At 57.4% G+C, this 23,859-nt stretch carries 26 protein-coding genes and 2 pseudogenes; 12 read left to right on the top strand and 16 right to left on the bottom strand.

Translation table 11 applies throughout. The features are described 5' to 3' along the window. Window positions 1-57 precede the first annotated feature (57 nt). Window positions 58-357 (top strand): hypothetical protein, encoded by a 300-nt coding sequence (locus tag CKW20_RS23385; RefSeq protein ID WP_095055009.1) that lies wholly within the window; start codon window positions 58-60, stop codon window positions 355-357. Here CKW20_RS23385 and cynR read toward each other — a convergent pair. Then, window positions 343-1,248: a transcriptional regulator CynR gene (gene cynR / locus CKW20_RS23380; RefSeq protein ID WP_095055008.1), complete on the bottom strand. Its 906-nt coding sequence runs from the start codon at window positions 1,246-1,248 to the stop codon at window positions 343-345. The genes CKW20_RS23385 and cynR overlap by 15 nt on opposite strands. A gap of 118 nt (window positions 1,249-1,366) precedes the next feature. Here cynR and cynS point away from each other — a divergent pair, with 118 nt between their 5' ends. Next, complete coding sequence (cynS, locus tag CKW20_RS23375) at window positions 1,367-1,834, top strand: cyanase (protein ID WP_030130783.1); 468 nt, start codon at window positions 1,367-1,369, stop codon at window positions 1,832-1,834. A gap of 165 nt (window positions 1,835-1,999) precedes the next feature. Then, entirely contained in the window at window positions 2,000-2,659 is a 660-nt protein-coding gene (locus CKW20_RS23370; RefSeq protein WP_095055007.1) for a carbonic anhydrase, read from the top strand. Between the two features lie 64 nt (window positions 2,660-2,723). Here CKW20_RS23370 and CKW20_RS23365 read toward each other — a convergent pair whose 3' ends face one another. The 4 genes from CKW20_RS23365 to glsB all read right to left on the bottom strand — a co-directional run bounded on the left by CKW20_RS23365 (window position 2,724) and on the right by glsB (window position 6,890). Beyond that, window positions 2,724-3,074, bottom strand: coding sequence for a BON domain-containing protein (locus CKW20_RS23365; RefSeq protein ID WP_095055006.1), 351 nt, complete (start codon window positions 3,072-3,074; stop codon window positions 2,724-2,726). 114 nt (window positions 3,075-3,188) lie between these two features. After that, a complete protein-coding gene (locus CKW20_RS23360) occupies window positions 3,189-4,691 on the bottom strand; it encodes an aldehyde dehydrogenase family protein (protein WP_095055005.1) in 1,503 nt (500 codons plus the stop codon). A gap of 83 nt (window positions 4,692-4,774) precedes the next feature. Continuing rightward, on the bottom strand, window positions 4,775-5,893 hold the full coding sequence (locus tag CKW20_RS23355; protein ID WP_095055004.1) for a DUF3616 domain-containing protein: 1,119 nt from the start codon (window positions 5,891-5,893) through the stop codon (window positions 4,775-4,777). Window positions 5,894-5,981: 88 nt separating this feature from the next. Further along, complete coding sequence (gene glsB, locus CKW20_RS23350; RefSeq protein WP_095055003.1) at window positions 5,982-6,890, bottom strand: glutaminase B; 909 nt, start codon at window positions 6,888-6,890, stop codon at window positions 5,982-5,984. Between the two features lie 229 nt (window positions 6,891-7,119). Here glsB and CKW20_RS23345 point away from each other — a divergent pair, with 229 nt between their 5' ends. The 6 genes from CKW20_RS23345 to CKW20_RS23325 all read left to right on the top strand — a co-directional run bounded on the left by CKW20_RS23345 (window position 7,120) and on the right by CKW20_RS23325 (window position 11,301). After that, window positions 7,120-7,749 carry a ferric reductase-like transmembrane domain-containing protein gene (locus tag CKW20_RS23345; RefSeq protein WP_095055002.1) on the top strand — a complete coding sequence of 210 codons (630 nt, stop codon included), beginning with the start codon at window positions 7,120-7,122 and terminating at the stop codon, window positions 7,747-7,749. A gap of 43 nt (window positions 7,750-7,792) precedes the next feature. Continuing rightward, window positions 7,793-8,308 carry a DoxX family protein gene (locus CKW20_RS23340; RefSeq protein ID WP_095055001.1) on the top strand — a complete coding sequence of 172 codons (516 nt, stop codon included), beginning with the start codon at window positions 7,793-7,795 and terminating at the stop codon, window positions 8,306-8,308. Between the two features lie 47 nt (window positions 8,309-8,355). Further along, window positions 8,356-9,054 carry a dienelactone hydrolase family protein gene (locus CKW20_RS23335; RefSeq protein WP_095055000.1) on the top strand — a complete coding sequence of 233 codons (699 nt, stop codon included), beginning with the start codon at window positions 8,356-8,358 and terminating at the stop codon, window positions 9,052-9,054. Between the two features lie 61 nt (window positions 9,055-9,115). After that, a complete protein-coding gene (locus CKW20_RS23330; protein WP_095054999.1) occupies window positions 9,116-10,303 on the top strand; it encodes an MFS transporter in 1,188 nt (395 codons plus the stop codon). A gap of 192 nt (window positions 10,304-10,495) precedes the next feature. After that, window positions 10,496-10,657, top strand: coding sequence for a hypothetical protein (locus CKW20_RS29650; protein ID WP_176466956.1), 162 nt, complete (start codon window positions 10,496-10,498; stop codon window positions 10,655-10,657). Continuing rightward, a complete protein-coding gene (locus CKW20_RS23325) occupies window positions 10,654-11,301 on the top strand; it encodes a helix-turn-helix domain-containing protein (protein ID WP_095054998.1) in 648 nt (215 codons plus the stop codon). Before CKW20_RS29650 ends, CKW20_RS23325 begins: the two co-directional genes overlap by 4 nt. Before the next feature lie 157 nt (window positions 11,302-11,458). On the opposite strand, the gene CKW20_RS23320 is transcribed toward CKW20_RS23325, so the two are convergent. Together CKW20_RS23320 and CKW20_RS30000 are read right to left on the bottom strand one after the other, a co-directional pair. Beyond that, on the bottom strand, window positions 11,459-11,971 hold the full coding sequence (locus tag CKW20_RS23320) for a hypothetical protein (RefSeq protein WP_176466955.1): 513 nt from the start codon (window positions 11,969-11,971) through the stop codon (window positions 11,459-11,461). Between the two features lie 418 nt (window positions 11,972-12,389). Next, window positions 12,390-12,482, bottom strand: a pseudogene (locus CKW20_RS30000) (DUF1801 domain-containing protein); the annotation flags it as partial. On the opposite strand from CKW20_RS30000, the pseudogene CKW20_RS23310 reads away from it, so the two are divergent. Continuing rightward, a pseudogene (locus tag CKW20_RS23310) lies at window positions 12,471-12,734 on the top strand (MBL fold metallo-hydrolase); the annotation flags it as partial. The pseudogenes CKW20_RS30000 and CKW20_RS23310 sit on opposite strands and share 12 nt — an antisense overlap. Window positions 12,735-12,825: 91 nt before the next feature. On the opposite strand, the gene CKW20_RS23305 reads toward CKW20_RS23310, so the two are convergent. The 3 genes from CKW20_RS23305 to CKW20_RS23295 all read right to left on the bottom strand — a co-directional run bounded on the left by CKW20_RS23305 (window position 12,826) and on the right by CKW20_RS23295 (window position 15,930). Continuing rightward, window positions 12,826-12,984, bottom strand: coding sequence for a KGG domain-containing protein (locus CKW20_RS23305; RefSeq protein WP_095054997.1), 159 nt, complete (start codon window positions 12,982-12,984; stop codon window positions 12,826-12,828). A 200-nt stretch (window positions 12,985-13,184) separates the two neighbouring features. Beyond that, a complete protein-coding gene (locus CKW20_RS23300) occupies window positions 13,185-15,308 on the bottom strand; it encodes a TonB-dependent siderophore receptor (protein ID WP_176466954.1) in 2,124 nt (707 codons plus the stop codon). Window positions 15,309-15,468: 160 nt separating this feature from the next. Then, window positions 15,469-15,930: an Lrp/AsnC family transcriptional regulator gene (locus tag CKW20_RS23295; RefSeq protein ID WP_218228015.1), complete on the bottom strand. Its 462-nt coding sequence runs from the start codon at window positions 15,928-15,930 to the stop codon at window positions 15,469-15,471. A gap of 108 nt (window positions 15,931-16,038) precedes the next feature. On the opposite strand from CKW20_RS23295, the gene CKW20_RS23290 reads away from it, so the two are divergent. After that, window positions 16,039-16,632 carry a LysE family translocator gene (locus CKW20_RS23290; RefSeq protein WP_095054995.1) on the top strand — a complete coding sequence of 198 codons (594 nt, stop codon included), beginning with the start codon at window positions 16,039-16,041 and terminating at the stop codon, window positions 16,630-16,632. 60 nt (window positions 16,633-16,692) lie between these two features. On the opposite strand, the gene CKW20_RS23285 is transcribed toward CKW20_RS23290, so the two are convergent. The 5 genes from CKW20_RS23285 to CKW20_RS23265 all read right to left on the bottom strand — a co-directional run bounded on the left by CKW20_RS23285 (window position 16,693) and on the right by CKW20_RS23265 (window position 21,199). Next, on the bottom strand, window positions 16,693-18,120 hold the full coding sequence (locus CKW20_RS23285) for an amidase (RefSeq protein ID WP_095054994.1): 1,428 nt from the start codon (window positions 18,118-18,120) through the stop codon (window positions 16,693-16,695). Between the two features lie 4 nt (window positions 18,121-18,124). Beyond that, entirely contained in the window at window positions 18,125-18,808 is a 684-nt protein-coding gene (locus CKW20_RS23280; RefSeq protein WP_095054993.1) for an amino acid ABC transporter permease, read from the bottom strand. Then, on the bottom strand, window positions 18,805-19,461 hold the full coding sequence (locus CKW20_RS23275) for an amino acid ABC transporter permease (protein WP_095054992.1): 657 nt from the start codon (window positions 19,459-19,461) through the stop codon (window positions 18,805-18,807). Before CKW20_RS23275 ends, CKW20_RS23280 begins: the two co-directional genes overlap by 4 nt. Next, window positions 19,461-20,249 (bottom strand): amino acid ABC transporter ATP-binding protein, encoded by a 789-nt coding sequence (locus CKW20_RS23270; protein WP_086945812.1) that lies wholly within the window; start codon window positions 20,247-20,249, stop codon window positions 19,461-19,463. Before CKW20_RS23270 ends, CKW20_RS23275 begins: the two co-directional genes overlap by 1 nt. A 77-nt stretch (window positions 20,250-20,326) precedes the next feature. Then, the gene (locus CKW20_RS23265) at window positions 20,327-21,199 is read right to left on the bottom strand and encodes an ABC transporter substrate-binding protein (RefSeq protein WP_095054991.1); all 873 of its coding nucleotides are present in this window, start codon (window positions 21,197-21,199) and stop codon (window positions 20,327-20,329) included. A gap of 98 nt (window positions 21,200-21,297) precedes the next feature. On the opposite strand from CKW20_RS23265, the gene CKW20_RS23260 reads away from it, so the two are divergent. Further along, window positions 21,298-22,386: a GlxA family transcriptional regulator gene (locus CKW20_RS23260; RefSeq protein ID WP_095054990.1), complete on the top strand. Its 1,089-nt coding sequence runs from the start codon at window positions 21,298-21,300 to the stop codon at window positions 22,384-22,386. 168 nt (window positions 22,387-22,554) lie between these two features. Here the strand turns inward: CKW20_RS23260 and CKW20_RS23255 are convergent, their stop codons facing one another. Further along, window positions 22,555-23,781, bottom strand: a complete 1,227-nt coding sequence (locus tag CKW20_RS23255) for a carbohydrate porin (protein WP_095054989.1) — start codon at window positions 23,779-23,781, stop codon at window positions 22,555-22,557. Window positions 23,782-23,859: the final 78 nt, after the last annotated feature.

Below are 23,859 nucleotides of genomic sequence, written 5' to 3'. Positions count from 1 at the left end.
CGCACCAAACAAAGCTATGGTTAACCGTATGCCCTGCTGGATCGCTGGAGGTTTGCGATGAACAAAATCCTGATATTCATAGTATTCGCAATGGCGAATGTTGCTCATGCGAACACCCTCCCTGGCATTCCCTCATTCGATGTGGACTGCCCCGGTAAAGTCGTCGTCCATGCGGATCAGGACGGCCCTGTATTGATCAACAGTAAAGAGGCGGAAACCAAAGCCATCAACGATCGCCGCTTCGAAGCCAAGGGTTCGGGCGTCACACTCTCGATCGTCCTCGCTGATGACGACTCGGTAACCGTGACCTCCACTGGCAAGGCGCCCAACGGGCTGTGCCAATCAGTGGATGACTGACTTTGCCGACTCGACCGCAGCCTCGCCCAACACCAGGTCCATGAAGGCCACCGACGCCGCACTGTGATAGTTGTTTTTGCGCCGAAGCAGCGCGGCCTCTCGGTTGGGCGCCTCCCCCAACAGCGGAATTTTGCGCAATGCCCGTTCCGCAGTGGCGATGGGTTCCGGCAGGATGGTGGCCATCGGCGCGTGGCGAATGACCTCCAACAGCGAACTCACCGAGTTCACCTCAATCGCCACTTTGGGCGTGATGTTCTGTTGCCGAAAATACCCGTCGATGGAGGATCGGGTGATGAAGTCCGGCGTCAGCAATGCGAAATCCAGCTGGGCCACCTCCTCTGGCGATAGCGGGCTCTGACGCTGATACAACGAATGACTGCGCCCGACCATCACGCCCAAGGTCTCGACAAACGCCGGCACGCACTCGATGTCGGGGCTTCTCACCGGGGTAAAGGCAATGGCAATGTCCAGCGAGTCATCAAGCAACCCGGTCTCGATGTCATCCATCGATAACTCGAAAATCTGCAGATGGATGTTTGGAAACTTCGCCACGTAGTCGCGCACCAACGGTCCCACCAGATACGCCATGAACGTTGGCGTCATGGCCAATCGCAAAGTGCCGCGAGACAAGTCCTTCACGTCATGCAGCGCACGTTTCCCTGCTTCAAGTTCCACCAATACCCGACGGGCACTTTCGATATAGGCCAGCCCCGCATCGGTCGGTTTGACCGTGCGCGAGGTACGATCGAACAGGCTCACGCCCAGGGTTTCCTCCAGTTGCCGGATCTGCTGGGACAGCGTCGGTTGAGAGACGTGCAATGCCTCGGCGGCGCGGGTGAAGCCGCCGTGGTCGGCGACTGCCAGCAAGTAACGCAAATGTCGGAGCAGCATGGGGCACACCATCTATAGGCAGGACTTATGCGAAGCATTGTATATCGGTCTTGGACGCTATGGATCAATCGACCGAAGATGGCTCCACTTTCCAGCCACAACCGATAGGAGTCACACCATGCAACAGTCCCACGCTTACCAGGACCCGAGTCTGGCCCTGACCACTTCGATCCTCGATGCCAAGGCACGCAAGAATCTGTCCTGGCAGGATCTGACCGACGGCACCGGCCTGGGTCTTGCCTACGTCACCGCCGCCCTGCTCGGCCAGCATCCGTTGCCGGAAGCCGCCGCCAAGGTGATTGGCGAAAAACTCGAACTAGATGCCGACGCCGTGGCTCGCCTGCAGATCATTCCGCTGCGCGGCAGCCTCTCGGGTGTCCCGACCGACCCGACTATTTATCGCTTCTACGAAATGATCCAGATCTACGGCACCACGCTCAAAGCCCTGGTTCATGAGCAATTCGGCGACGGCATCATCAGCGCGATCAACTTCAAGCTGGACATGAAGAAAGTTGAAGACCCGGAAGGTGGTTCTCGCGCAGTGATTACTCTGGACGGCAAGTTCTTGCCGCTACGCCCTTTCTAAAACAACACAGTCAACTAAGACGCAGAACCTGTTGGAGCGAGGCTTGCCCGCGAAGAACGATGACGCGTAGTACCTGAAAAACCGCGCTGCATTCTTCGCGGGCAAGCCTCGCTCCTACAGTTCTGCAGGCATTAGCCCCCCTCATTCATTGCAAGGAAGTCCGCCATGAAAGCGCTCATCGAAGGTTTATTGAAGTTCCAGAACGAAGCCTTTGTCCAACGTACCGACCTGTTCAAACACCTGGCCACCACCCAGCATCCCGGCACTTTGTTCATCACCTGTTCCGACAGCCGAGTGGTGCCGGAACTGCTGACCCAGCAAGAACCCGGCGAACTGTTCGTAGTGCGTAATGCCGGCAACATTGTGCCCTCTTACAGTCCGCATCCCGGCGGCGTGTCGGCCACGGTCGAGTATGCGGTCGCGGTATTGGGTGTGACTGACATCGTGATCTGCGGGCATTCGGACTGCGGCGCCATGACCTCCATCGCCCAGTGCAAATGCATGGATCACTTGCCTGCCGTCAGTGGCTGGTTGCAACACGCCGAGTCGGCCAAGGTGATCAATGACTCCCGCCCTCACGCCAGCGACGCAGCCAAAGTGAGTTCGATGGTCCGGGAAAACGTCATCGCCCAACTGGCAAATATCCAGACTCACCCGAGCGTGCGTCTGGCCCAGGAAAAAGGCCTGCTGAATCTGCATGGTTGGGTTTATGACATCGAGACCGGTTCGGTCGATGCTCTGGATGCCAGCCGTCGCAACTTCGTGTCGCTGGCCGAGCACCCGGACACCTGTGCGGTGTATGGTCAAGCGGTCGAAGCCGCCTGAAGGCCTCGCTCGCCCGAGCTGCGCCAGGCTTGGCGCAGCGTTACAAAGTGCGCACGCGTCGTTGTCATTTGTCGTCCGTCTTCGCTGACGATTGTGGCCGACGCTCAGGAGTGTCTTCGCCATTGGGCGCTTCAGGGAAACTTCCTGGCGTGAACACGTGAGTGAGCAATTCACTGGCATCGATGTCGACGACACCATGAACCGAACGGGCCAGAGCAACAGCCTGCTCACACTGCCTATGAGTATTGACGCGGCCGCTCAATGCCACCCTGCCCGCATGGGTTTTGACATGGACATGCAGGCCAAGGGTTGAGTCGGCCAATGCCAGGGCCGACTTCACTCTGGTGGTAATCCACGCGTCGTGAACGACCATTTCCAGATCATGTGAGTAATGTTGAAAGGAATGAAGTTTCATGGCGCAACCCTCCCTCACGTAGTCAGATGAGCGCTGTCCGTCCCCACGCAGACACGGACACACATTAAGTATAGTGCGTGCCGTTGCCTGCGGTCGGGGGCTGTCCCCTCACCGTCAGCGTTTGACCGATAGATCCGTCTGGGTCATGCGGCTACGGATGGTGAACACACCATCCCCCGAAAGAATCGCGCTGCGTGCAAACAGGCGTCCACTCTCCCAGTTCGAAAGCCCCAATTCCGGCTTGTTCAGCGCGTACTGCCCATCGACCCAACGGGTGATCCCGTTGCCGACAAAGGGCGCGTTGGCCGCGTTGTAGAAACGCTCCTGCGCCAGCGCATCTTCACTGATCAGCGACACGGTGAATTGCGGGCTATAGCGGTTGAACAAAGCGATGGCCTGGTCCAGGTCTTCGACGATTTTCAGGCTGACTTCCGGGGTTTCTTCCCATTCCCACTCGCGCCCCAATTGATCTTCGGGCAGCGGTTCGGCCAACGCTTCGGTCTGATAGCCTTCGGCGCGATACACCTCGACGCTCGCGGTCTGCCAATCGGCCGGCAAACAGGGCTCACTGCCCTCGACGATATGCAACTTGCAGCCCTGGCCCCGAGCGGTGCCGGCCTGTTGCAGTGCGTCGAGAAACAACGGCACCAGTTCGGCGGCGCGGTCGCGGTGGATCAGGCAAACGTTCAGGGTGTTGCAGACTTTGCGGTCCAGCGAGTTGCGCACCACGGCGGCAAAGCGCCGGGCATCGGCGTCCTTGTCGGCGATCAGCCACGCACCACCCGTGCCGTGCAGGCTGACGGCAGTGCCGGCCTGTTGCGCGATGCTACCCAATTGGCTGACCGCCCGTCCCGAACCACGGGCCACGGCCAGCGACAGGCGCCGGTCAGCGAACATCGCCCAGCCAGCGGCGTGATTGACGCTTTCCACCAGCGACACTGCACCGCTCGGCAACCCGGCGTCAACCAGTGCCGGATTCAATGCGTGGGTGACGATGGCCTGGGCGGTGCCCAACGCATCGCTGCCAATGCGCAGCACCGCCGTGTTACCGGTGCGCAATACACCGGCGGCGTCGGCAAAGACATTCGGTCGGCCTTCGAACACGAACGCGACGATGCCCAGCGGCGACACCACTTGCTCGACTTTCCAGCCGTCATGCTCGACGCAGCTTACGACCTTGCCGCGGGTGGCGGGAGCATCGCGCCAGGCCCTGAGGCCGGCGATCATGTCGCCGCGCATGCGTTCATCGGCGAGCAACCGCGTGGTGGAACGCCCGCGCGCCTTGGCTCGCTCGATGTCGGCCAGGTTGGCGGCCGCAATCAAGGCCCAGCATTCCGGGGTTTCCAGACGTTGAGCAAAGTGATCGAAGAACTCGCTGATAGCGTGATCCGAGACGCTGGACATCGCAGCGAACGCCGCTTCGGCGCGCTCGATGGCGACCGCCGCCGCTTGTTGATCCGCCACCGGGATCAGCAACAATTCGCCGCTGACCTGCTCCACCAGCAGATGGTCACCGGGCTGAAAGCGCGCCGCCAATTCGGGGCTGACGACCGTGACACGATTACCGGCAAAAGGGATCGGCGTGCCAGCGACTAGACGTTCGAGCGCAAGAGACATGAAACGGTTTCACCATGCAGGGGGGCGGCCAGAAAATGTATAGGAAAATCCGTGGAGCGTCATTCACTGGGGCGTGGTGGCGGTTACTTTTTCGCCAGTCGAAATACATCTTGCTCCAGGCGATTGCTCCCCTGTTTGCGCCACCCGGCGTTCGCGTCATAGACCACCAGTAGCAAGGGCTCTTCTACGCCCGCAGTGCTGATAAAGGTCAGCCCTTCGGCATGATCGCGGCCTTTATCCTCTCCTTGCCCGTAAGGAACCTCCAGAACCGGCGTCAATTGTTCGCTGAAGACAAAACTTTCGTCTGCTGGCCTGGCACCGTCGAGCCATCGAAATACGCTGACAGGCCCGTCTAGGTTCATCGTCGGACCGGCCAGGATCAACATGTCGTCACCATCGATGCATAAGTCCCTGACGCCGAGTCCGCCCAACTGGAGAAAATGCTTTCGATATTTTCGCCCCCCAGACCCGATTTTTTTCAGTGTCAGCGTGTGAGCGGCCTTGGGATGGTCCTCGGGTTCAATCTCCAGAACAATTGTCCAGCCCCGCAACACCGGCCCTCGCAACCCGATAAAAACGCGCTTGCCGTTGATCTCGAGGCCTTCGGTATCGAACCCGTTGTCCTTGCCGGGAATGTGCAGAAATGCCCCCACATGCTCGTCGTCCTTGAGCTCATCGAGTAATTCGTTACCCAGTTGATTGCCGGCCAATTGGGCGGCAACCCGATCATCGCCGGCGGTGCTCTTCACCAAAGTGAACGTCCCGTTTTCTTCGACCACCGGAATCCTGGCCAGGAGAAAACGATTGCCATCGCTGCTGACAGTTGCCAGACGCTCGGCGTTTTTCTTTAGGGACTTGGTGCTATCGGGTTTTTTCCGTTTCAGGCTGTGAGACCCCACAACCCAGAGATACCCCGTGTCGCGGTCGTAACTCATGCCTTCCAGATCTGCTTCAACGAATTCTTCGCCAATCGTGGGGATGACCGGCAGCGTCAACAGGGATGCCAACGGGAATTGTTTGTGCTGGTCAAACAGAAACTCGCCCGCACCGACGCGCTCACGCAAGGTGAAGCGCTCCAGGCTCAAGGATTCATCATTGGCGACCCACAGGGTGTCGCCTATCTGGACCACGGCAGACAACCCTTTGCGCAAATGAGTGTCCGGGTCATTGAAGACTAGAAGCGCGGAACCGAAATTCACCATGAAGTCACCCGCTCCTTCACCCGTTCGGGTGAGTCAAAGAATGCCTGCTTCACGGTAGCGGTCATCGGGCGCTAGTCAAGACGGGCCATCAGAACACCGACCAGCCAATCCGCTGACTCAACAATTCCAGCGCCGCCATGCCCGCGAGGGAGTTGCCGGCAGTGTTCAATTCCGGAGACCAGACGCACACCGTGAATTGCCCCGGCACCACCGCCACAATTCCCCCGCCCACGCCGCTCTTGCCCGGCAAACCGACGCGATAGGCAAAGTTGCCCGCTTCGTCATACAGCCCGCTGGTGGCCATGATCGAGTTGACTTGCTGGGTCTGGCGGGCGCTGAGGATCTGCGCGCCGCTGTGCTTGCAGAAACCGTCGTTGGCCAGGAAACAGAAGGTCCGGGCCAGATCCACGCAACTCATGCGCAGCGAGCAATGGCTGAAGTAACTGCGCAGCACGGCTTCGACATCGTTATGAAAGTTGCCGAACGACTGCATCAGGTAGGCCATGGCCGCGTTGCGCGCGCGGTGCTGGTATTCCGACTCGGCGACTTTGCCGTCCACCATGACATTCGGATTGCCGGACAAGCGCCGGACAAAATCGCGCATCGATAATGCCGGCGCGGCAAAGCGTGACTGGTTGATGTCGCAGATCACCAGCGCACCGGCGTTGATGAAGGGATTGCGCGGGCGCCCGCGCTCGAACTCCAGCTGCACCAGCGAGTTGAACGGCTGGCCGGACGGCTCGTGACCCAGACGCTCCCAAATCGCTTCGCCGGAATGGTCGATGGCCTGCACCAGGCTAAATACCTTGGAAATACTCTGCACCGAGAACGGCGTGTTGGCGTCTCCGGCACAAAATAACTCGCCGTCATTGCCATACACGGCAATGCCCAACTGATTGGCCGGCACCGTGCCGAGGGCGGGAATGTAGTCAGCCACTTTGCCCTGACCGATCAACGGTCGGACTGCGTCAAGGATCTCGTTCAACAGCGCTTGCATGCCGGGTTCCGAAGTCTCGCCCCATGGGATTGCGGGGACACTGTCGCTAGACGCTGCTGGTCGCGGCTGAATCACAGTTTTGTATGGGAATGTATCTGTCGTGGCCCGGGATACATGAACTTGCGCCCGGCGACCTTGCGGACATACCGCCAACATACCCGGTTGAAACACTCCTGCCGTCCGCCGACCACCGGTAAAAACGGGTCGGCACTTGTTCAGGAGTGTTGTCATGATGACCCAAGTTCCTCGTTACCACGGCTGGTCGCTGTTTGGCCTGCTGTCTTTGCTGGTGCTGTTGATGACCAGTCTGATTCTGCTGCTCAACCCGGATCTGGTGGAAGCCACCCGCAGCGCCATTCGCGCTACCGCACGCACCTCTTTTGCGCTGTTTCTGGCCGCGTTCACCGCCTCTGCCTTCGCCGTGCTGGTGCCCTCGCCTTTCACCCGATCGCTGGTGCGCGAACGACGCTTCATCGGCCTGGCCTTTGCGTTTTCCCATCTGGTGCACGCCATCCTGATCTACAGCTACGGCCAATTGAACCCCGAGTTCTGGCCCAGTCGCACCACGGTCGGCAACATCCCGGGCTCGGTTGGTTATCTGTTTATTTTGTTAATGGCGCTGACTTCCTTCAAAACCACGGCGCGGCTGATTGGCCCCAAACCCTGGAAAGCCCTGCACGTCAGCGGCATGTGGGTGCTCGCAGCGGTGTTCACCTACTCCAACTTCAAACGCATCCCCCTGAGCGCCTGGTACGTCCTTCCGTTCGGCTTGATGTTTTCGGCGATCGTCATTCGGCTGCTGGGCAAGATTGCGCTGAAGTACAAACGATCCGTCAGGAATGCGTTATTGACCGAATGAAGCCCCCAGAACACCAACAATCCTCTGCCCGGAGCTCAAGCCCATGAACACTTCTATCTCATCGGCCGTCAAAAACCTGCACCTGAACCTCGACCGTACCGGAAGCTGGATCGCGCCCCTGACCTTGCGGGTGTTTCTGGCCTGGGAGTTTTTCGAATCAGGCCTGGAAAAATGGAACGGCCAGAACTGGTTTGCCGACATCCAGAACCGCCTCCCGTTCCCCTTCAACCACGTTCCGGCCACGCTGAACTGGGAACTGGCGATGTGGGCCGAACTGATCTGCGCCCTCGCCCTGCTGATGGGTCTGGGAACGCGGGTCTCGGCGATTATTCTGACCGTGGTCACGATCGTTGCGGCCGCTGCCGTTCACTGGCCGGCCGATTGGTCTACATTGAGTGAACTTGCCCAGGGTTATGCCATCAGCAATAAAGGCCACGGCAACTTCAAACTGCCGCTGATCTACCTCGCCGCCCTCGTGCCATTGTTGCTCTCGGGGGCCGGCAAACTCAGCGTGGACGCGCTGTTGGCTCGATACTTCTGGCGGCACAGTCACCGCTGATATGCCAGCGTCTCGATAACCCACCCAACTTATGTAAAGGAGCCATCATGAGCGTGACCACCCAATGGATCGAGATCACCAGCGCAGAAGGCACATTCGGCGCTTACCTGGCCATCCCCCACACCCGTAAAGGTCCGGGAATTGTGCTGATTCAGGAAATCTTCGGCGTCAACGAACACATTCGCTCGGTCGCCGAGCAATACGCCGCCGACGGCTACCTGGTCATCGCACCGGATCTGTTCTGGCGCCACGGCCACCGTATCGAACTGGGCTACGACGAAGCCGGCTGGAAACGCGCCGTCGAGCTGATGAACGCCACCGACACCACCAAGGCCCAGGCCGACATCAAACTGGCCATCGACGCCCTGAAGGCGCAGCCAGGGCTGGACGGCAGGATCGCGTCTATCGGTTTCTGCTTCGGCGGCATGCTGTCGTACAACACCGCGGCCAACGGTTTCGTCGACGTGGCGATCGCCTACTACGGCGGCGGAATTCAGAACCAACTGGATCGGGCCAGTGAACTCAAGGTGCCGATGCTGATGCACTTCGGCGAACAGGACAGCCACATCCCCATCGACGCCGTGAAACAAATCGCCGAGCGTTTCGAGTTCAACGACGACGTCGATATCGAGGTTTATCCGGGGGCCGAACATGGCTTCAACTGCTCACACCGGGACAGCTATAACCAGCGGGCGGCGGTTGAAGCGCATGGCAATACGTTGCTGTTTTTGAGTCAGAATCTTTAAGGCCTGATCGCTGGGGTTGGCGACATAAACAATCGGTGAGCATTCAATCCCGGAAACCAGCATGGACAACCTCTCAAAACCCAGACCGGCTTCACTGCGTATCCCCTCCACAGTCTGGGCCCTGGGTTTTGTCAGTCTGTTCATGGACCTGTCTTCAGAGCTGGTGCACAGCCTGTTGCCGGTGTTTCTGGTCACAACCTTGGGCGCGAGCGCATTGACCGTCGGGGTGATCGAGGGCATCGCCGAGGCCACCGCGATGCTGACCAAGATATTCTCCGGCGCCCTCAGCGACTTTATCGGCCGGCGCAAAGGCTTGCTGTTGATGGGCTACGGTCTAGCCGCCTTGTCGAAGCCGCTCTTTCCTCTCGCGCATTCGGTGGATGTGGTGTTCACCGCGCGTTTTTTGGATCGGATCGGCAAAGGCATTCGTGGCGCGCCGCGAGATGCGCTGGTCGCCGATATCGCACCCGCCGAAATCCGCGGCGCCTGTTTTGGTTTGCGCCAATCGATGGACACCGTGGGCGCCATTCTGGGTCCGATCCTCGCTATCGTGCTGATGCTCTGGCTCGGGCAGATCCATCTGGTGTTGTGGTTTGCGGTGATCCCGGCAGTGATATCGGTGGCGCTGATTGTCGGCGGGGTAAAGGAGCCGACCGCTGTCGCTGGCGAACGCGCCTTTCGCTCGCCCATCCACTGGAAGGTTCTGCGGGATTTTTCCCGTGATTATTGGTGGGTGGTGATCATCGGCGGGCTCTTCACGCTGGCCCGTTTCAGCGAGGCCTTTCTGGTGTTGAAAGCGCAGCAAACAGGCCTGTCGGTCACCTGGGTGCCGATGGTGATGGTGGTCATGTCGTTGCTCTATGCGGTGTCCGCCTACCCGGCCGGCTGGTTATCCGACCGGATCAGCCGCACCAAAGTGCTGTGTGTCGGCATCGTCCTGCTGATCCTGGCGGACCTGTTATTGGCGCAAGCGGATTCGATCATGACCATGCTGGCGGGCGTAGCCCTGTGGGGCCTGCACATGGGCTTCAGCCAAGGGATTCTCGCGACGCTGATCGCCGACACCGCGCCCGAACATCTCAGGGGCACGGCATTCGGCCTGTTCAATCTGATCAGCGGCGTGTGCCTGTTGATCGCCAGTGTGCTCGCCGGCGCGCTGTGGGAGACCTCGGGCTCCGCCAGCACCTTCATCGTCGGCGCGGTGCTGGCGGCTGCGGCGCTGCTGTTGCTTGTGCTGCGTAAATCCTAATGCCGATAAATCAAGCCTCGACGCACTCTTTGTAGCAGCTGTCGAGCCTGCGAGGGTTTGCAGCGCGGTTCGCCCGGCCCAACCGACAAGAACCAAATAGAATTAATAAATACAAAATCAGTATTTATAGTTATAAAAATATCCACGTACTCTCAGCTCATCCCGTCATTCATCATCACAGTGAAGTGCCCCATGAATCCGACTGACAACCTCATCGACTTCGCCAGTTACCGCAAACGCAAACAGGCTCAGCAACGGGCACGGGCCATGTGGGAGATGTATGCACGTAACGCCGGTTTACAGGCTTTTCAGTGGATTCAGGCCGCACATTCGACCGAGAGCCGTCACGCATGAACGCGCAGCAACCCTCGCGATTTCTGGCGAGCGCAGATGAACCCGTGACGGATTTGAATAATCTGGAACAACTGGAAGAAGAGCCGATCTGTGAGCGAGTCGCCCAGAATCTGCAAAGGCTGCGGGGCAAGCGTCACTTGTCCCTCGACGCGCTGGCCCGACAATGCGGTGTGAGCCGGGCAATGCTGGCGCAGATCGAGTCCGGACGCAGCGTGCCCTCGATCAAAGTGCTGTGCAAAATTGCCAAAGGCCTGAAGGTCTCGGTGGCCGCCTTTCTTGAGCATCGGGCCTTCGAAGGTGTAGCCGTGCTGTCGGCGCGTGAAAGCAAACGCCTGGTCAGCGCCAACGGAGCCTTCATCAGCCGCGCTCTGTTCCCGTTTGATGTGGCACGCCAATCGGAATTTTACGAACTGCGCCTGAGCCCTTTGGGTGAAGACCATTGCGAGGGGCATGGTCCGGGTGTTCAGGAGAACCTGGTGGTGTCGCAGGGCGTACTGGAAATCAGCGTCAACGATGAACGTTACCTGCTGTCCACCGGCGACTCGATCCTCTTCTACGCCGATCAGCCCCACCGCTACCGCAACCCCGCCGACAGTGAGGCAGTGGCTTATCTGGTGGTGACTTACCCGGAACGCCTGGATTAAACACCTGAAGGATCAATGAACATTCAACATGGATATTGGCTGACACTCCGCCTTCGCGGGCAAGCCTCACGCCGAGGGGGGATATGGTGTCCGCCTGAATGAAAAAGCCCCCGCAACCGTAAGGTCGCGGGGGCTTTTTTTGTGCTGCTGTCAGGGATCAGCAGGTGCAGCACATCAGCGGCATGCCGTTGCAGCTCATCATCATCGGCATGCTGCAATCGTTCATCATTTTCATCATCAAGTCGCAGCAGTTTTTCATCATGTCCATGTTCATGCCGGTCATCGGCATGATTTTGCACATCATGCAGTCGGCCATCATGGTGCATTCCATCACGCACTTCATCGACGGCATCGGCATGCCCATCATCGGCATTGGCATCATCATGTTCATCATCGGCATGGCCATGCTCGCCTGGGACATGCACATCATGCTCATATTGCCGCAATGCATCATCATCGGCATGCCGCAGTTCATCATCATCTGCATCATTTCAGCGCTGTTCTTGAACATGGCCATGTCCATGCCCGCAGCCGGCATCATTTTGCACATAATGCCGTCGTCCATCATTTCGCAGCTCATGGTCGCCATCATCATCGGCATGCCCATCATAGGCATCGTCGGCATGTTGGCGTTCATCATCGGCATTGGCATCTGCATGGCGTTCATCATGGTGTAACTCCCTAAGCGATTCGATAGTTGGACGAAGCTGATGGAGGCGGATTCTAAGGACTGGCGAAGGGACGACAAGATGATGGCCGAGCAGCAGAATTTGATGTTGAAACCGCTTTAGTGTCGCGGTCGATACGTCGCCGTCTGTTATAGCGGCTAAATGCTCTTCACCGCATACAGAATCAAAACGAAGACGTGGATTTATTCGTTATAGATATTCGAGCCAGAACTATATAAATAACCTAAAGAAATAATCGATCTAAACAGTGCCATTTTTTATCCGCAAGTTTGCGGAATGAGCCACGGCAAGCACCTTGAACGAAAATGATTAATTAGTTGTGTAACACAACCAAACAGTCTCAATTGAGCGCTTGATGCTGATCTAAACGGGCCACTGAAGGACGGTGCGAGAGCCTGTTTATGTCAACGTATTGAGCGCCACCGCGGCGCGAATCAGCGTCTTCAGCGCCTCTTCATCAATCCTGTCGCCCTCGTGGATATCGATCGCACGCGGACAAGTTATGGGCATAGCAGTGCAGCCGCAGTGGCACGTTTTGCCGAATCGGCACGCATTCCAAATCTGGTTCTTACTCATTTCAGTGCGCGCTACCAATCCAGTCCCGAGCGCAGTCCGTCAATCGAAGACATCCGCGAGGAAGCAGCGGCACACTTCACCGGCGTGTTGATCCTGGCGAGGGATCTGCAGCGTTATCACTTCGACCGGGACGGTCGGCTGAAAGTTATCATGGACCACTTGTCGTAATAGTGATTCCCAACCACTCACTCGACCAGGTGGGCGTTTTATGAGATCCCGACCTGCTGACACGAGCATGTCAGCAGGTCGTGCAGGCGTATCATCGTTCTCCGCGTGTCTGTCCATGACTATGCTGCCCACCGATTCGGGCTTTTTCCGCCTTGTCAGTGGCGACATTGGCTTTTGTTTCACCTTTGCGCCCCGCCTCTTTGACTTTCTGAGGGTCATCAGAAAAGCCGTGATGTTGTCGTTTGGTCATGGCTAATCTCCTTCGAGAAAATTAGTTACGCTCATTGGAGTGACATCCCTGAATCATTGTCCCATTAGCATGACCAACGGAGCTTACTCGTCGCCTACCGATGGCAAAAAAATGAAGCTGATCCCATTGGACGTACTTACCTGCCGACGACGAAGCCCCTTGTCAATGCCGTCCTCATAGCAAGGGCGCTACCTATCTACCTACAAAGTGTACGAGAAACCCATTTGTACGGTTCTCGGCGCGCCCGGATAGGCGTAAACGTTGCCAAAGGCGCCTTCATCATAGTGGCTGTCGAACACATTCTTCAGGTCAAGGTTAAGCCGCAGGTGCTCGTTGACTTTGTAAAAGCTGAGCAGGTCGAACACCTTGTAGCTATCCATGGAAAAGGCATTGGCCGCAGTCTGGCCGGCGCGCTCGTCGACATACTTGGCGCCCAGCCCCAGGCCCAGTCCTTTGAGGCCACCGTCCTGAAACTCATAGACGTTCAACAGGCTGAAACTGTCGCGCGGAATGTTCATCAGGCGGGTGCCTGACTTCAGCACGTTGTCCTGGGTAACTTCGGCATCCACGTAGGCATAGCCACCGATCATCCGCCACTCTGGCGTGAGGTTGCCGGCCACATTCAGATCGAAGCCACGGCTACGAACTTCGCCCGCCGCCACGCTGAAGGTCGAGTCCACCGGGTCTGTCGTCAGGACGTTGCTTTTTTCAATCTGATACACCGCGGCGTCCACGCTTAATTGACGATCAAGGGCCTGCCACTTGACACCTACCTCGTAGGATTTGCCTTCTTCAGGTTTGAAACCGCCGCCCGTTCGACTGGCACCGCTGTTGGGCTTGAAGGACCGCGCCGTGTCGGCATAGATCGCCACCGTCGGAGTCAAGTCGTAGATCAGACCCAGGCGCGGGGTGGCAGCGTTGTCGCTGTTGGTCCAGCTCACACCGTTGACGAGTTTGTTGTCGTAATCATGCTCGAAGCGTTCGAAACGCACACCTGCCAAGACTTTCAAGCGCTCGGTCAGCGTTACCTGATCTTGCACGAAAGCGGCATAAGTCTTGAGGTTTTCCTGATCATGGGTGGTGGTGCGAGTCAACGCCGGACGCGGCTGGCCGTAGACCGGATTGAAAATATCGATGGGGTAGGCACTCACCGCCCCACTGGAGCGACGGATGATCGACTTGTAATCGTAATCCTCATACTCGATGCCCGTGAGCAACGTGTGGTCGAATCCACCGGTGGAAAAATGCCCGGTCAGATTCAACTGCACATCAAGGTCTTGCCACTCCAGCTTGCGGTAGTTGAAGTTGCGTCCCAGCGTTCGGCCGTCGGCAGCGACACCGTTGGCTTCGACGGCATTACCTTGCAGGCTGCCGTCAAGAAATTGCGTGCCGCCGCCCAAGGTCCAGTTGTCGTTCAGGAAATGCTCGAAACGCAGTTGCGCCATGTTGTTGTCGTTGTGCAGCTTGCCGACATCCTTTTCACCGAAAAAAGTATCCCGCGACGCGACGCCGATTTGATTGCGATAGCGAGTCACGCCCCGATCGAGCGGCGCGTTATTGCGCATGAAATCGCCTTCGAAGGTGATACGGGTAGTGTCGTTGACCTGCCAACCGAGGACCGGCGCCACACCGTAACGCTCGTTTTCGACGTGATCGCGGAAGGTGTCGCCACCCTCGCCTATCACGTTCAGCCGATAGGCCAGTCGTCCTTCATCATCCAGCGGTCCTGAGGCATCCAGCGTTCCGCGACGCATGCCCTGATCGTTGAGCTGACTGCCCAGGGTGACGGTGCGTTCGGCCAGGGGTTGTTTGGACACCACGTTGAAGGTGCCGCCCGGGTCGCCACGGCCATAGAGCGTTGTGGCTGGCCCGCGCAGGACCTCCAGGCGCTCGATGGTATTGGCATCGGGCATGTTCGGATAACCGCGGTTGATCGGGAAACCGTTGCGGTAGAACTCACCGGTGGTAAAGCCACGCACGGTGAAAGTGGTCAGGCCCTGGCCGCCGAAATTGTTCGCACGGCCCACGCCACCGGCGTAATCGAGAGCGTCTTGCAGGCGGGTGGCGCCGAGGTCTTCCACAACATCCCGGGTGACCACGCTGATGGATTGTGGGGTTTCATGAATCGGAGTGTCGGTGCGCGTCGCGCTGGTCGAACGGGTCGTTCGATACCCCTGGACGGGTCCTTGGGCCGGCTCTTCGAATGTGCCGTTGATGTCGATCGCTTGTAACTCTATTGACGCAGGATCAGTCGGTGCCTGGTCAGCCCAGGTGGTCTGGGAAATGGCTTGGATCACACACAGAGAAACGAGAGTTCGACGCATCGACATACAAACCTTAAGAAGATGCCGGGCACATCAGGAGCTCGGCGAGAATTAATGAATAATATCAATTCCCATTCTCAGTCGATACTTTTTTATCTCGCCAAATTAGTGAAAAGTTACGAAATTAACTCAGCTTGTCGGCGCTGGAAGCCCAACTCGGCTAATAGGGATTGATAGGTAGGCCACGGGTGGCCAGGCGAGTCGAAAGAACAACCGAAGTTTCGGTGCCGCCATATGAATCAAAGGAGGAGATTAACGTTTCCAGCGCAGCCAATGAGGCCGCAACAACTTTAAGTACGAATGAAGCATCGCCTGTTACGTGATGGGCCTCTCGCACCTCAGGCATGCCCTCAATGATCGACAATACCTTGGCATAGTGTTCCGTAGGGACGTATAGCCTGATGAATGCTGTCACCGGATAACCAATGGAATGGCTATCGAGTTCAGCACGATAGCCTCGTAGCACACCTCGATCTTCAAGCTTGCGAACTCGTTCGGCCGCAGCGGGAGTCGAGAGCCCCACGCGCCTTCCCAGTTCAGCAAAGCTCAACCGAGCGTCCACCTGAAGTTCTGCCAAAAGGCGTTTGTCCAAGCGGTCGAGAGGTCTGTCGGTCATCGGCATTGAAAACATCGTTTGTTAGGTGGAGAGGCCTGCAAACCATCAAATCGCAATGGGACTCGCAGAGGTGAGCCATTCAAAATGGAGGCCCCGAAAAAGGAGAATCCTGTCATGTTGATCAAGGGAATGCTACTGGGCTTGGCGATTGCTGCTCCCGTTGGGCCGATAGGCTTACTGTGTGTGCAAAATACTTTAAGAGGAGGATTCAAGGCAGGTTTCACGACCGGGATGGGAGCGGCGACAGCTGATGCGGCCTATGCATTGACTGCTCTATTTGGACTGACTGGATTATTGACGCTGATCGGTGATACCCGATATTTGCGAATTGCGGGTGCAGCTTTCTTTCTTTACCTGGCCTGGAAAACCTGGCGAAAAAAAGGTGACGTCACCGCCATTTCATCAACCACCCGGGATCTATGGGGTATGTACTCGACCACATGCCTGCTGACACTGTCCAACCCAATGACCATCCTGGGCTTCGTGACGCTGTTTGCCGGGCTGGGAGTCAGTCAATCAGACATGACAACTGGCGCATGGCTTGTGCTCGGGGTATTTCTTGGGTCTTCACTATGGTGGGCAGGCCTTGCGGGAGCATGCTCGTCAGTCGTGAAACGATTGAACGCCTCTTGGTTAAAGTGGATAGATTACACCTCAGCCTTCCTCTTGGTCGCCTTCGCGTTGACGCTGTTGTATCAAGGGCAGTGACCCGTGATCGTCACTGCCGAAAGTCGCTATTGCGTGAGCATGATCTCGACAGATATACCATCACGCAACCGCGTTATCTGCCAGCTCCCAGCCCTCAGGCCGTAGCGTGTGCCAATCGCTGACCTGTTGATAGGCATGGCCGATGCGCAGAATCAGCGGTTCGGCGAATGCCCGACCCACAATCTGCATCGAGACCGGCATGCACTTTTCATCGAACCCGATGGGCAGCGCCACCGAACACAGGTTCAGCAAGTTGGCGAACCGCCCCAACAAGGCCAGCGGCGTGCCATATTCATCGACCTCATCCAACGGCACACTGCCAATAGCGTTAGTCGGGAAAGCACAGGCGTCTACGTTGGTCATGGCCTCCTGCATGGCGTGCCGAGCGGCGCGGCGCTGATTGTGCAACTGGATATACGACGCTGCGTCGATGGCGCGACCACTGAGTACGCGACGTTGAACATGGGGGTCGAAACGCAGATCGTCGCGCTCGAACAAGCTACCCAGACTGGCATAACCTTCGGCACTCATCAGCCCACCCGCGATGCGCATGCACTGCTCCAACGACGTGGGTAGCGGTTGCTCGATCAGTTGCATGCCCAACGCGGCCAGTTGCTCGAGCCCCAAATCGTAAGCCTTCAGCACCCCGGGAGCGACATGCGCTCGTTCGGCCTGTGGCAACACCCAGATGCGCAAACCGGCTACCGACTGATTGAGACCGGCAGCGGCGCTGAATACAGGTGCCTGGGCCGAAACCGGATCCAGCGGGTCCGGGCCCAGCAGTGCATCCAGCATCCACGCCGCATCTTCAACTGTGTGGGTGATAGGCCCCACCGAATCCAGCGACGGACACAGTTCGATCAAGCCATGGCGACTGATAAGCCCACGCGTTGTTTTCAGCCCGACCAAGCCGCACATGCCTGCCGGAATTCGCACCGAGCCACCGGTATCGGTGCCCAACGCAGCGCTTGCCAACCCACTGGCCACGGCCACTGCCGAGCCGCTGCTTGAGCCACCCGGAGCATGATGCACGTTGCGGTCCCATGGGTTCCACGGCGTGCCCATCACCGCGTTGGTGCCCCAGCCCCCGAAAGCGAATTCGACGGTGTGGGTCTTGCCAAGAATAATTGCTCCGGCACGCTCCAGGCGTTGCACTGCGGTGGCGGTCAACCTCGAAACACGCGGTGCCTGTGCCAATGACCCACCCGTGATGGCCTTGCCATCGATCTCGAACAAGTCCTTGATCGCCAGAGGAATGCCATGCAGCGGTCCCAGTCGTATGCCAGCCGCACGTTGACGATCCGCAGCGATGGCCGCATTGAGAGCTCGCGTGGGATAGGCCTCGACATAGGCATTGAGCTGCTCGTCAAAGTGTTCGATGCGCGCCAGTTGCGCACGAACCAGCGCTTCGCTAGTCAGCCACCCCGCATCCAGCGCCTGCTGCAACTGGGCAATACTGTAGGAAGTAACTCGATCTATGGTGCTCATATATTCAACCTCGCAGGGTTTTGCGCCCGCGTGAAAAGTGCTTTTCAAGCACACGCGACAGCATTGAAAGAGGGAAAGCGATAACAAAATAGAACAGCCCTACCAGCAGAAAGACATGCATGGGCAGGAAGGTTTCCGAAGCGATGGCCCGTGCCGCCAGCATCAGCTCATCGGTAGCGATCAGGGCGCACAATGAGCTGTCCTTGAGGATCGATACATAGGCGTTGAGCAGTGGCGGCAACATGCCGCGAATCGCTTGCGGCAGGATGACTGACGTAAACGCTTTCAGCGGTGTCAGTCCGGTGGCGATGGCGGCCTCGCGCTGGCCGCGGTGCAGCGAATCCAGGCTGCCACGGAGGATTTCCGCGACGTAAGCGGCGCCCTGTAAACCCAGACCAATGACCCCGGCCCAATAGCCAGACAACGTCAGCCCCAGGCTGGGTAACGCAAAATACAGGGCCAGCAATAGCGCCAAAAGAGGTACGGCACGCATGCTTTGAATAAAGTACGCAGCCGACCGTTTCAGGAGGACACTCGGGCTTTTCATCGCCCAGGCCAACAACGCACCCAATATGACCGCCAGAGCGAACCCCATCAGGGACAATTCGGCGCTGATCCTTGCACCGAGCAACAGGCGAGCGATCCAGTCGCTCCAGTACTCTGGGTACTGCTGAAAAAAACTGATCATCGCGCGCTCCCAAAATGACGTTCGAGCCGAATGAATCCCACACCGATCGGCAAAATCATCGCGGCGTAGATGCACATCACAGCCAAATAGATCAGTGAAGTCTGGAAGGTGGAAGTCACCAGATTGCGCGCCAGGAACATGATTTCCGGCACGGCGATGGCCGAGGCGATGGACGTGTCCTTGACCAGTTGCGTGACGTAGTTGGCGAACGCCGGCAACGTAACGCGCAGGGCCTGGGGCAAGAGGATGCAACGCAGGATCTGCATCCGGCTCAGGCCGACAGCCAGCCCGGCTTCATACTGACCGACATGCAGCGACTGCAAGCCGCTACGGAAAATATCAGCCAACACCGCGCTGCCCACCAGACTCAAGCCGACGATGGCGGCCAGCCACGCGGGTAAATTGATGCCAAGATAGGAAAGACCAAAATAGATCAGGAACAGATGCGCCAGCGCGGGAACATTGCGCATCCATTCAATGAAACAGCCGATCGCCCCATGCAACACCCGTGACCGACCGAACGTCAGCAACACCGCCAGGACTATTCCGCCGGCACTCGCCAGCAGCAAGGAACACAGCGCGATTTCCAGCGCGGTGAGCGCGCCTTTCAACAACAGGGGCAGTAGCCCGAGAAAGACCTCGAAGTTCGCCATCAAGCGCCCTCCATGGCCATGCGCCCAAGAAAACTGCGGGTGCGCTCATGGCTGGGGTTGTCGATAACCTGCGCCGATGGCCCTTGCTCGACAATGTGTCCACCGTCCATGAAGATCACCCGATCCGCCACATCCCGAGCGAATCGCACTTCGTGGGTCACCATGATCATGGTGCGGCCCTCTTGCGCCAGCTCACGAATCACGGCCAGTACTTCACCCACCAGTTCGGGGTCCAGCGCCGAGGTCGGCTCGTCGAACAGAATGACTTTAGGTTGTTGGGCCAACGCGCGGGCGATAGCGACCCGCTGTTGCTGCCCGCCGGACAATTGCTCGGGATAGACCTCGGCCTTGTGCCGCAGATGGACTTTTTCCAACATCGCATCAGCCAGCTCATAGGCCTGCTTGCGCGGCATACCCTGTGCCTTGATCGGCCCCAGCGCGACGTTGTCGCGTACACTCAAATGTGGCCAGAGGTAGAAGAGCTGGAACACCATCGCGATCTCGCGTCGCTGCGGAGCCATTTCCCGATCACTCATCAGACGTATGCGTTTACCGTCCTTGATCTGCCCGATCAACTCGTCGCCCAGCCAGATATCGCCTCGAGTGGGTTTTTCCAGATAATTGATGCAACGCAGGCAAGTGGACTTTCCCGACCCGCTGGGGCCGATCAACGACAGGGTTTCACCGGCTTTCAATTCCAGATTGATACCCTTGAGCACTTCCAGATCACCATAACTTTTGTGCAGGTCATGCACTCGCAGCAACGCAGGTTCGGACGGGGTCGACATCTTGGTTAACCTCTTTTTGTTATAGACATGGCGATGAATCGGCACGGGGCATCAGGCCGACTCATCCGCTCCAGCGCTTACTGGCAGCCGGGCAGTTTCCAGTCCGCCGGGCGGTCGACACCAAGCCTCAGATCCTTGCCTTCCGGCACATACCAGACATCCTGAGTCAGGCCGTAGCGGGCACCGATCTTGCGCATTTCACAGCTTTTCCAGAGAGACTGGATCTGCTCGTTCACGGCCGCCACCAGCTGCGGGTTGGCCTCTTTATTGAAGCCGTACACCACCTGGCCCAGACCCGTTAGCAGGGGGAAATTCGGATCGTTGTCGGTGAAAGCATTGAAGTGCAGGTGCCACTGCTCATTGCGGAAAATGGCGTATTGCATGACCGGAGGATCGCCGATCACTGCATCGATGCGCCCGGCGAGGAGATCGCGTACTGCGGCATCGGATGTGTCGTACAACGCCACTTGTAGCCCCTCGATCTTGCGCATCTCAGGGATGAACGAGAAACCCGTGATAGTGCCGACCTTCTTGCCCTGCAAATCTTTGAGGCTGCTCCAGTTGGTCTTGTCGGTCTGGGTGATGCCGTTCTTGAAATAGTGAATCGGGTCGCTCACGGTCATGATCTTCGCCCGCTGCTCGGTCCAGCCCATGGTGCCGGCCATGATATCCACGCGTTTAGCCTGCACCGAGGCGATGGTGCCGGCCCAGTCCATCAACGCAGGTTTAACTTTCAAACCCAGCTTCTCGGAAATTTGTTGAAGGATTTCACCGTCGTAGCCGACCATTCGGCTGTCTTTATAACCGGTCCCCGGCATATCGCCGCTGAACGCAATAGTCAGGCTTCCCGGCTCTACCGTTTCCAGTGCGAATGCCGGTACCGAGGCCAGCATGGATACCAGCAGACCCGCATAGATACCGGCAATACGTTGAACGTTGGGCTTCTTCATCACGTGCTCCTCGATTGTTTTTTTATGAACAGCATGGTGTTGGGCAGACGCTCATCGTATGGTGATCGGCGGTATAACTGGTTGGATGGTTTGCATGAATGATTGAACATTTGCGACATTTCGGAGATGCACTGCCCAAGGCCTCCAGCGAAAGCCTCGTGGAAGAGCTTGATAATGGTCGGGCACGACATCCGCCAAGCCAACGCGGCACTACCGAGTTGTCTATTGGCATTGTGTTGTGGCCGCGTTTCCCCTTGCTGTCACTGTCAGGGCTGACCGATGCGCTGCGACATGCCGCCGATACGGGTGATCAGAGCCGTCCGATACGCTGCCAATGGAAAGTACTGGGTACCCTTGGGCAAAGAGTCATTTCCAGCTGTGGACTGGACGTGCCTATCGACACTGAGCTCACCAATCCTCATCAATTTGATTACATCGTGGTGATTGGTGGGCTGCTTGATTCTCTTGAGGCCGCACCAAAGACGTATCCGGCATTTCTGCATCAGGCAGCAGCCGCTAACGTGCCGTTGATCGGTCTATGCACGGGCAGCTTCGTGCTCGCTCGACATGGCTTGATGGAGGGACGTACCGCTTGCGTACATGCCTACCATTGCGACGACTGGAAACGTCTGTTCCCCAGATTGCGCTTTGTCAGCAACAGTGACTTTCTCATCGACAAGGATCGGATCACCTGCGCAGGCGGTATCTCGGTGATTGAATTGGCCATTCATCTTATTGGGGTGCATTGCGGCCCGGATCGGGCCGGCAAAGTTGTTCATCAGATGACGGTCGCAAAAAGCAGTTCCGGCAGTTTCGTCGACCGGCGAAAGGCACTTGGCTACGCCAGTTCTTCGAACAGGCGTCTGCACGAAGCCGTGATGCTGATGGAAAAGCACATGACCGAACCCTTGGACATTGACTCAATCGCAAACCTTGTCGGTACCAGTAAACGGCAACTTGAACGGCTGTTTGTCGCCGAAACCAGCAACACTCCAGCCCAATTCTACCGTCAGGTTCGACTCAGGTTTGGCCGATGGCTCCTCATCAGCTCGGATCGACATATAGGGGAAATCGCTTTCGAATGCGGGTTCGCCGATGCACCTCATTTCATTCGACATTTTCAGAACATGTTTGGCATGTCCCCCGGAAAATTGCGCAAAGAGTTGATGCGAAAATCGACACAGTGACGCAATTACAAACTCGATCACCGGATAAAAGGAGGGTGACGTTGTCTCTCGCTCTGAGTGACTCGCCTGATAAAGCTTCAACAATATTCGATAACGATGGCGCTGAACGTCACAACGTTCAGCGCATCTGACTTGGGGCTGATTGTCAGCCACTGTCATTTCAGGCGTTTATTTCCACCAATACTCGATCTGAAACCCTACGTTGGAACCGTGCAGGTCTGTACCAAACGAACCGGTATCAGACAACGCCGATCCCGGAGATTGCAAGGTGGCGGCGCGTTGCGCAGCCTTGTTCCAGGTAGCGTAGGTGTAATACAGACGAAATTCCGGCCTGTCCCAGAATCCCGGGCCCTTCGGAGACCAGGTCGGCGCGATGGTGTACTTAGTGAGTTTTCGGGTACCGTCCGCGGCTTCAACCTGGTCGCGCCCAACTTCTGTGATCAACTTGAACTGATCCGTGAACGCATAAATTGGCCGGACACCAATGGATAACCAGTTCTGATCATCACCATCAGGGCGCGTGTCTTTTTGATAGACCAATTCAACTTGACCACTGAAAGCATGAGTCATTTGCCAGTCGAAAAACTCCACGACCCGCCAGCTCTTATTGCTCTCATCCAACGTGGTATCACCGGTGTAGCCCAATGCGGTGCCCGGCCCGCGGCCGTATTGAACAGCGAACTTGTTGACTCCGCCAAGAAACGCGACCTGCTTGTGCTGGGCAACCACCGACCAGCCCTGATGAGCATTCTCGCGGCTCGGCTTGTCCAGATAACTGACGCCCAGCTGAACCTCGCCACCGGGATTTGTGTTGAATCCGCTGACGGTCACATCATGACGGGTGACAAAATCCTTTTGGAAGACGTTGTCCTTGCGTGAGAACACGTAGCTGTATTTCAGATCTCCCAATGCGACCTGGTCGAACCCAAAGCCCGTTGAGCTTTGGTTCCAGTAGAAGTAGTCGGAAATATTGATGTCGTTTCGGTTGTAGTAGCGACGGCCCGCCCAGAAAGAACCGCCATTCAATACCGGCATCTTGCTCCACTCAGCGTAGAGCTGACTCATCCGCGTATAGCCGTGCTCCCCGTCAAATTTTGGTTCATGGCCATACTCGTTATAAAACTGTGCCATGCCTTCCACGCTGACCACCGAGCCGTCGTCCAGTGAAAGCAGATCCTGACGCAAATCCAGCTCCAGGTATTGCTCGCATTCGTTGCCAAGACGGTATTTGGATTGCGCGCCCGGTAGCTGAAAACACGACTGTTTCCCTCCTTCAGTCGAATCTCCAACTCCGGTTCTGAAATAACCACTGAAGTCTGTTGAATACGCGTCAACGGGCAAAAAGCCGACAGCAAAGGACGCACCCAGAACTGCGCTGAGAGTTTTAACGTTCATTCATAACACCTTTTGTTTTTATATTTATTGGACAAGGCCGATAACGCGAACAGCACGCTTTTAATCAAAGTACGCGGG

It is taken from the genome of Pseudomonas sp. Irchel s3b2, from assembly GCF_900187445.1.
GTDB lineage: Bacteria > Pseudomonadota > Gammaproteobacteria > Pseudomonadales > Pseudomonadaceae > Aquipseudomonas.
This window is presented reverse-complemented; position numbering and strand designations above follow the sequence as displayed.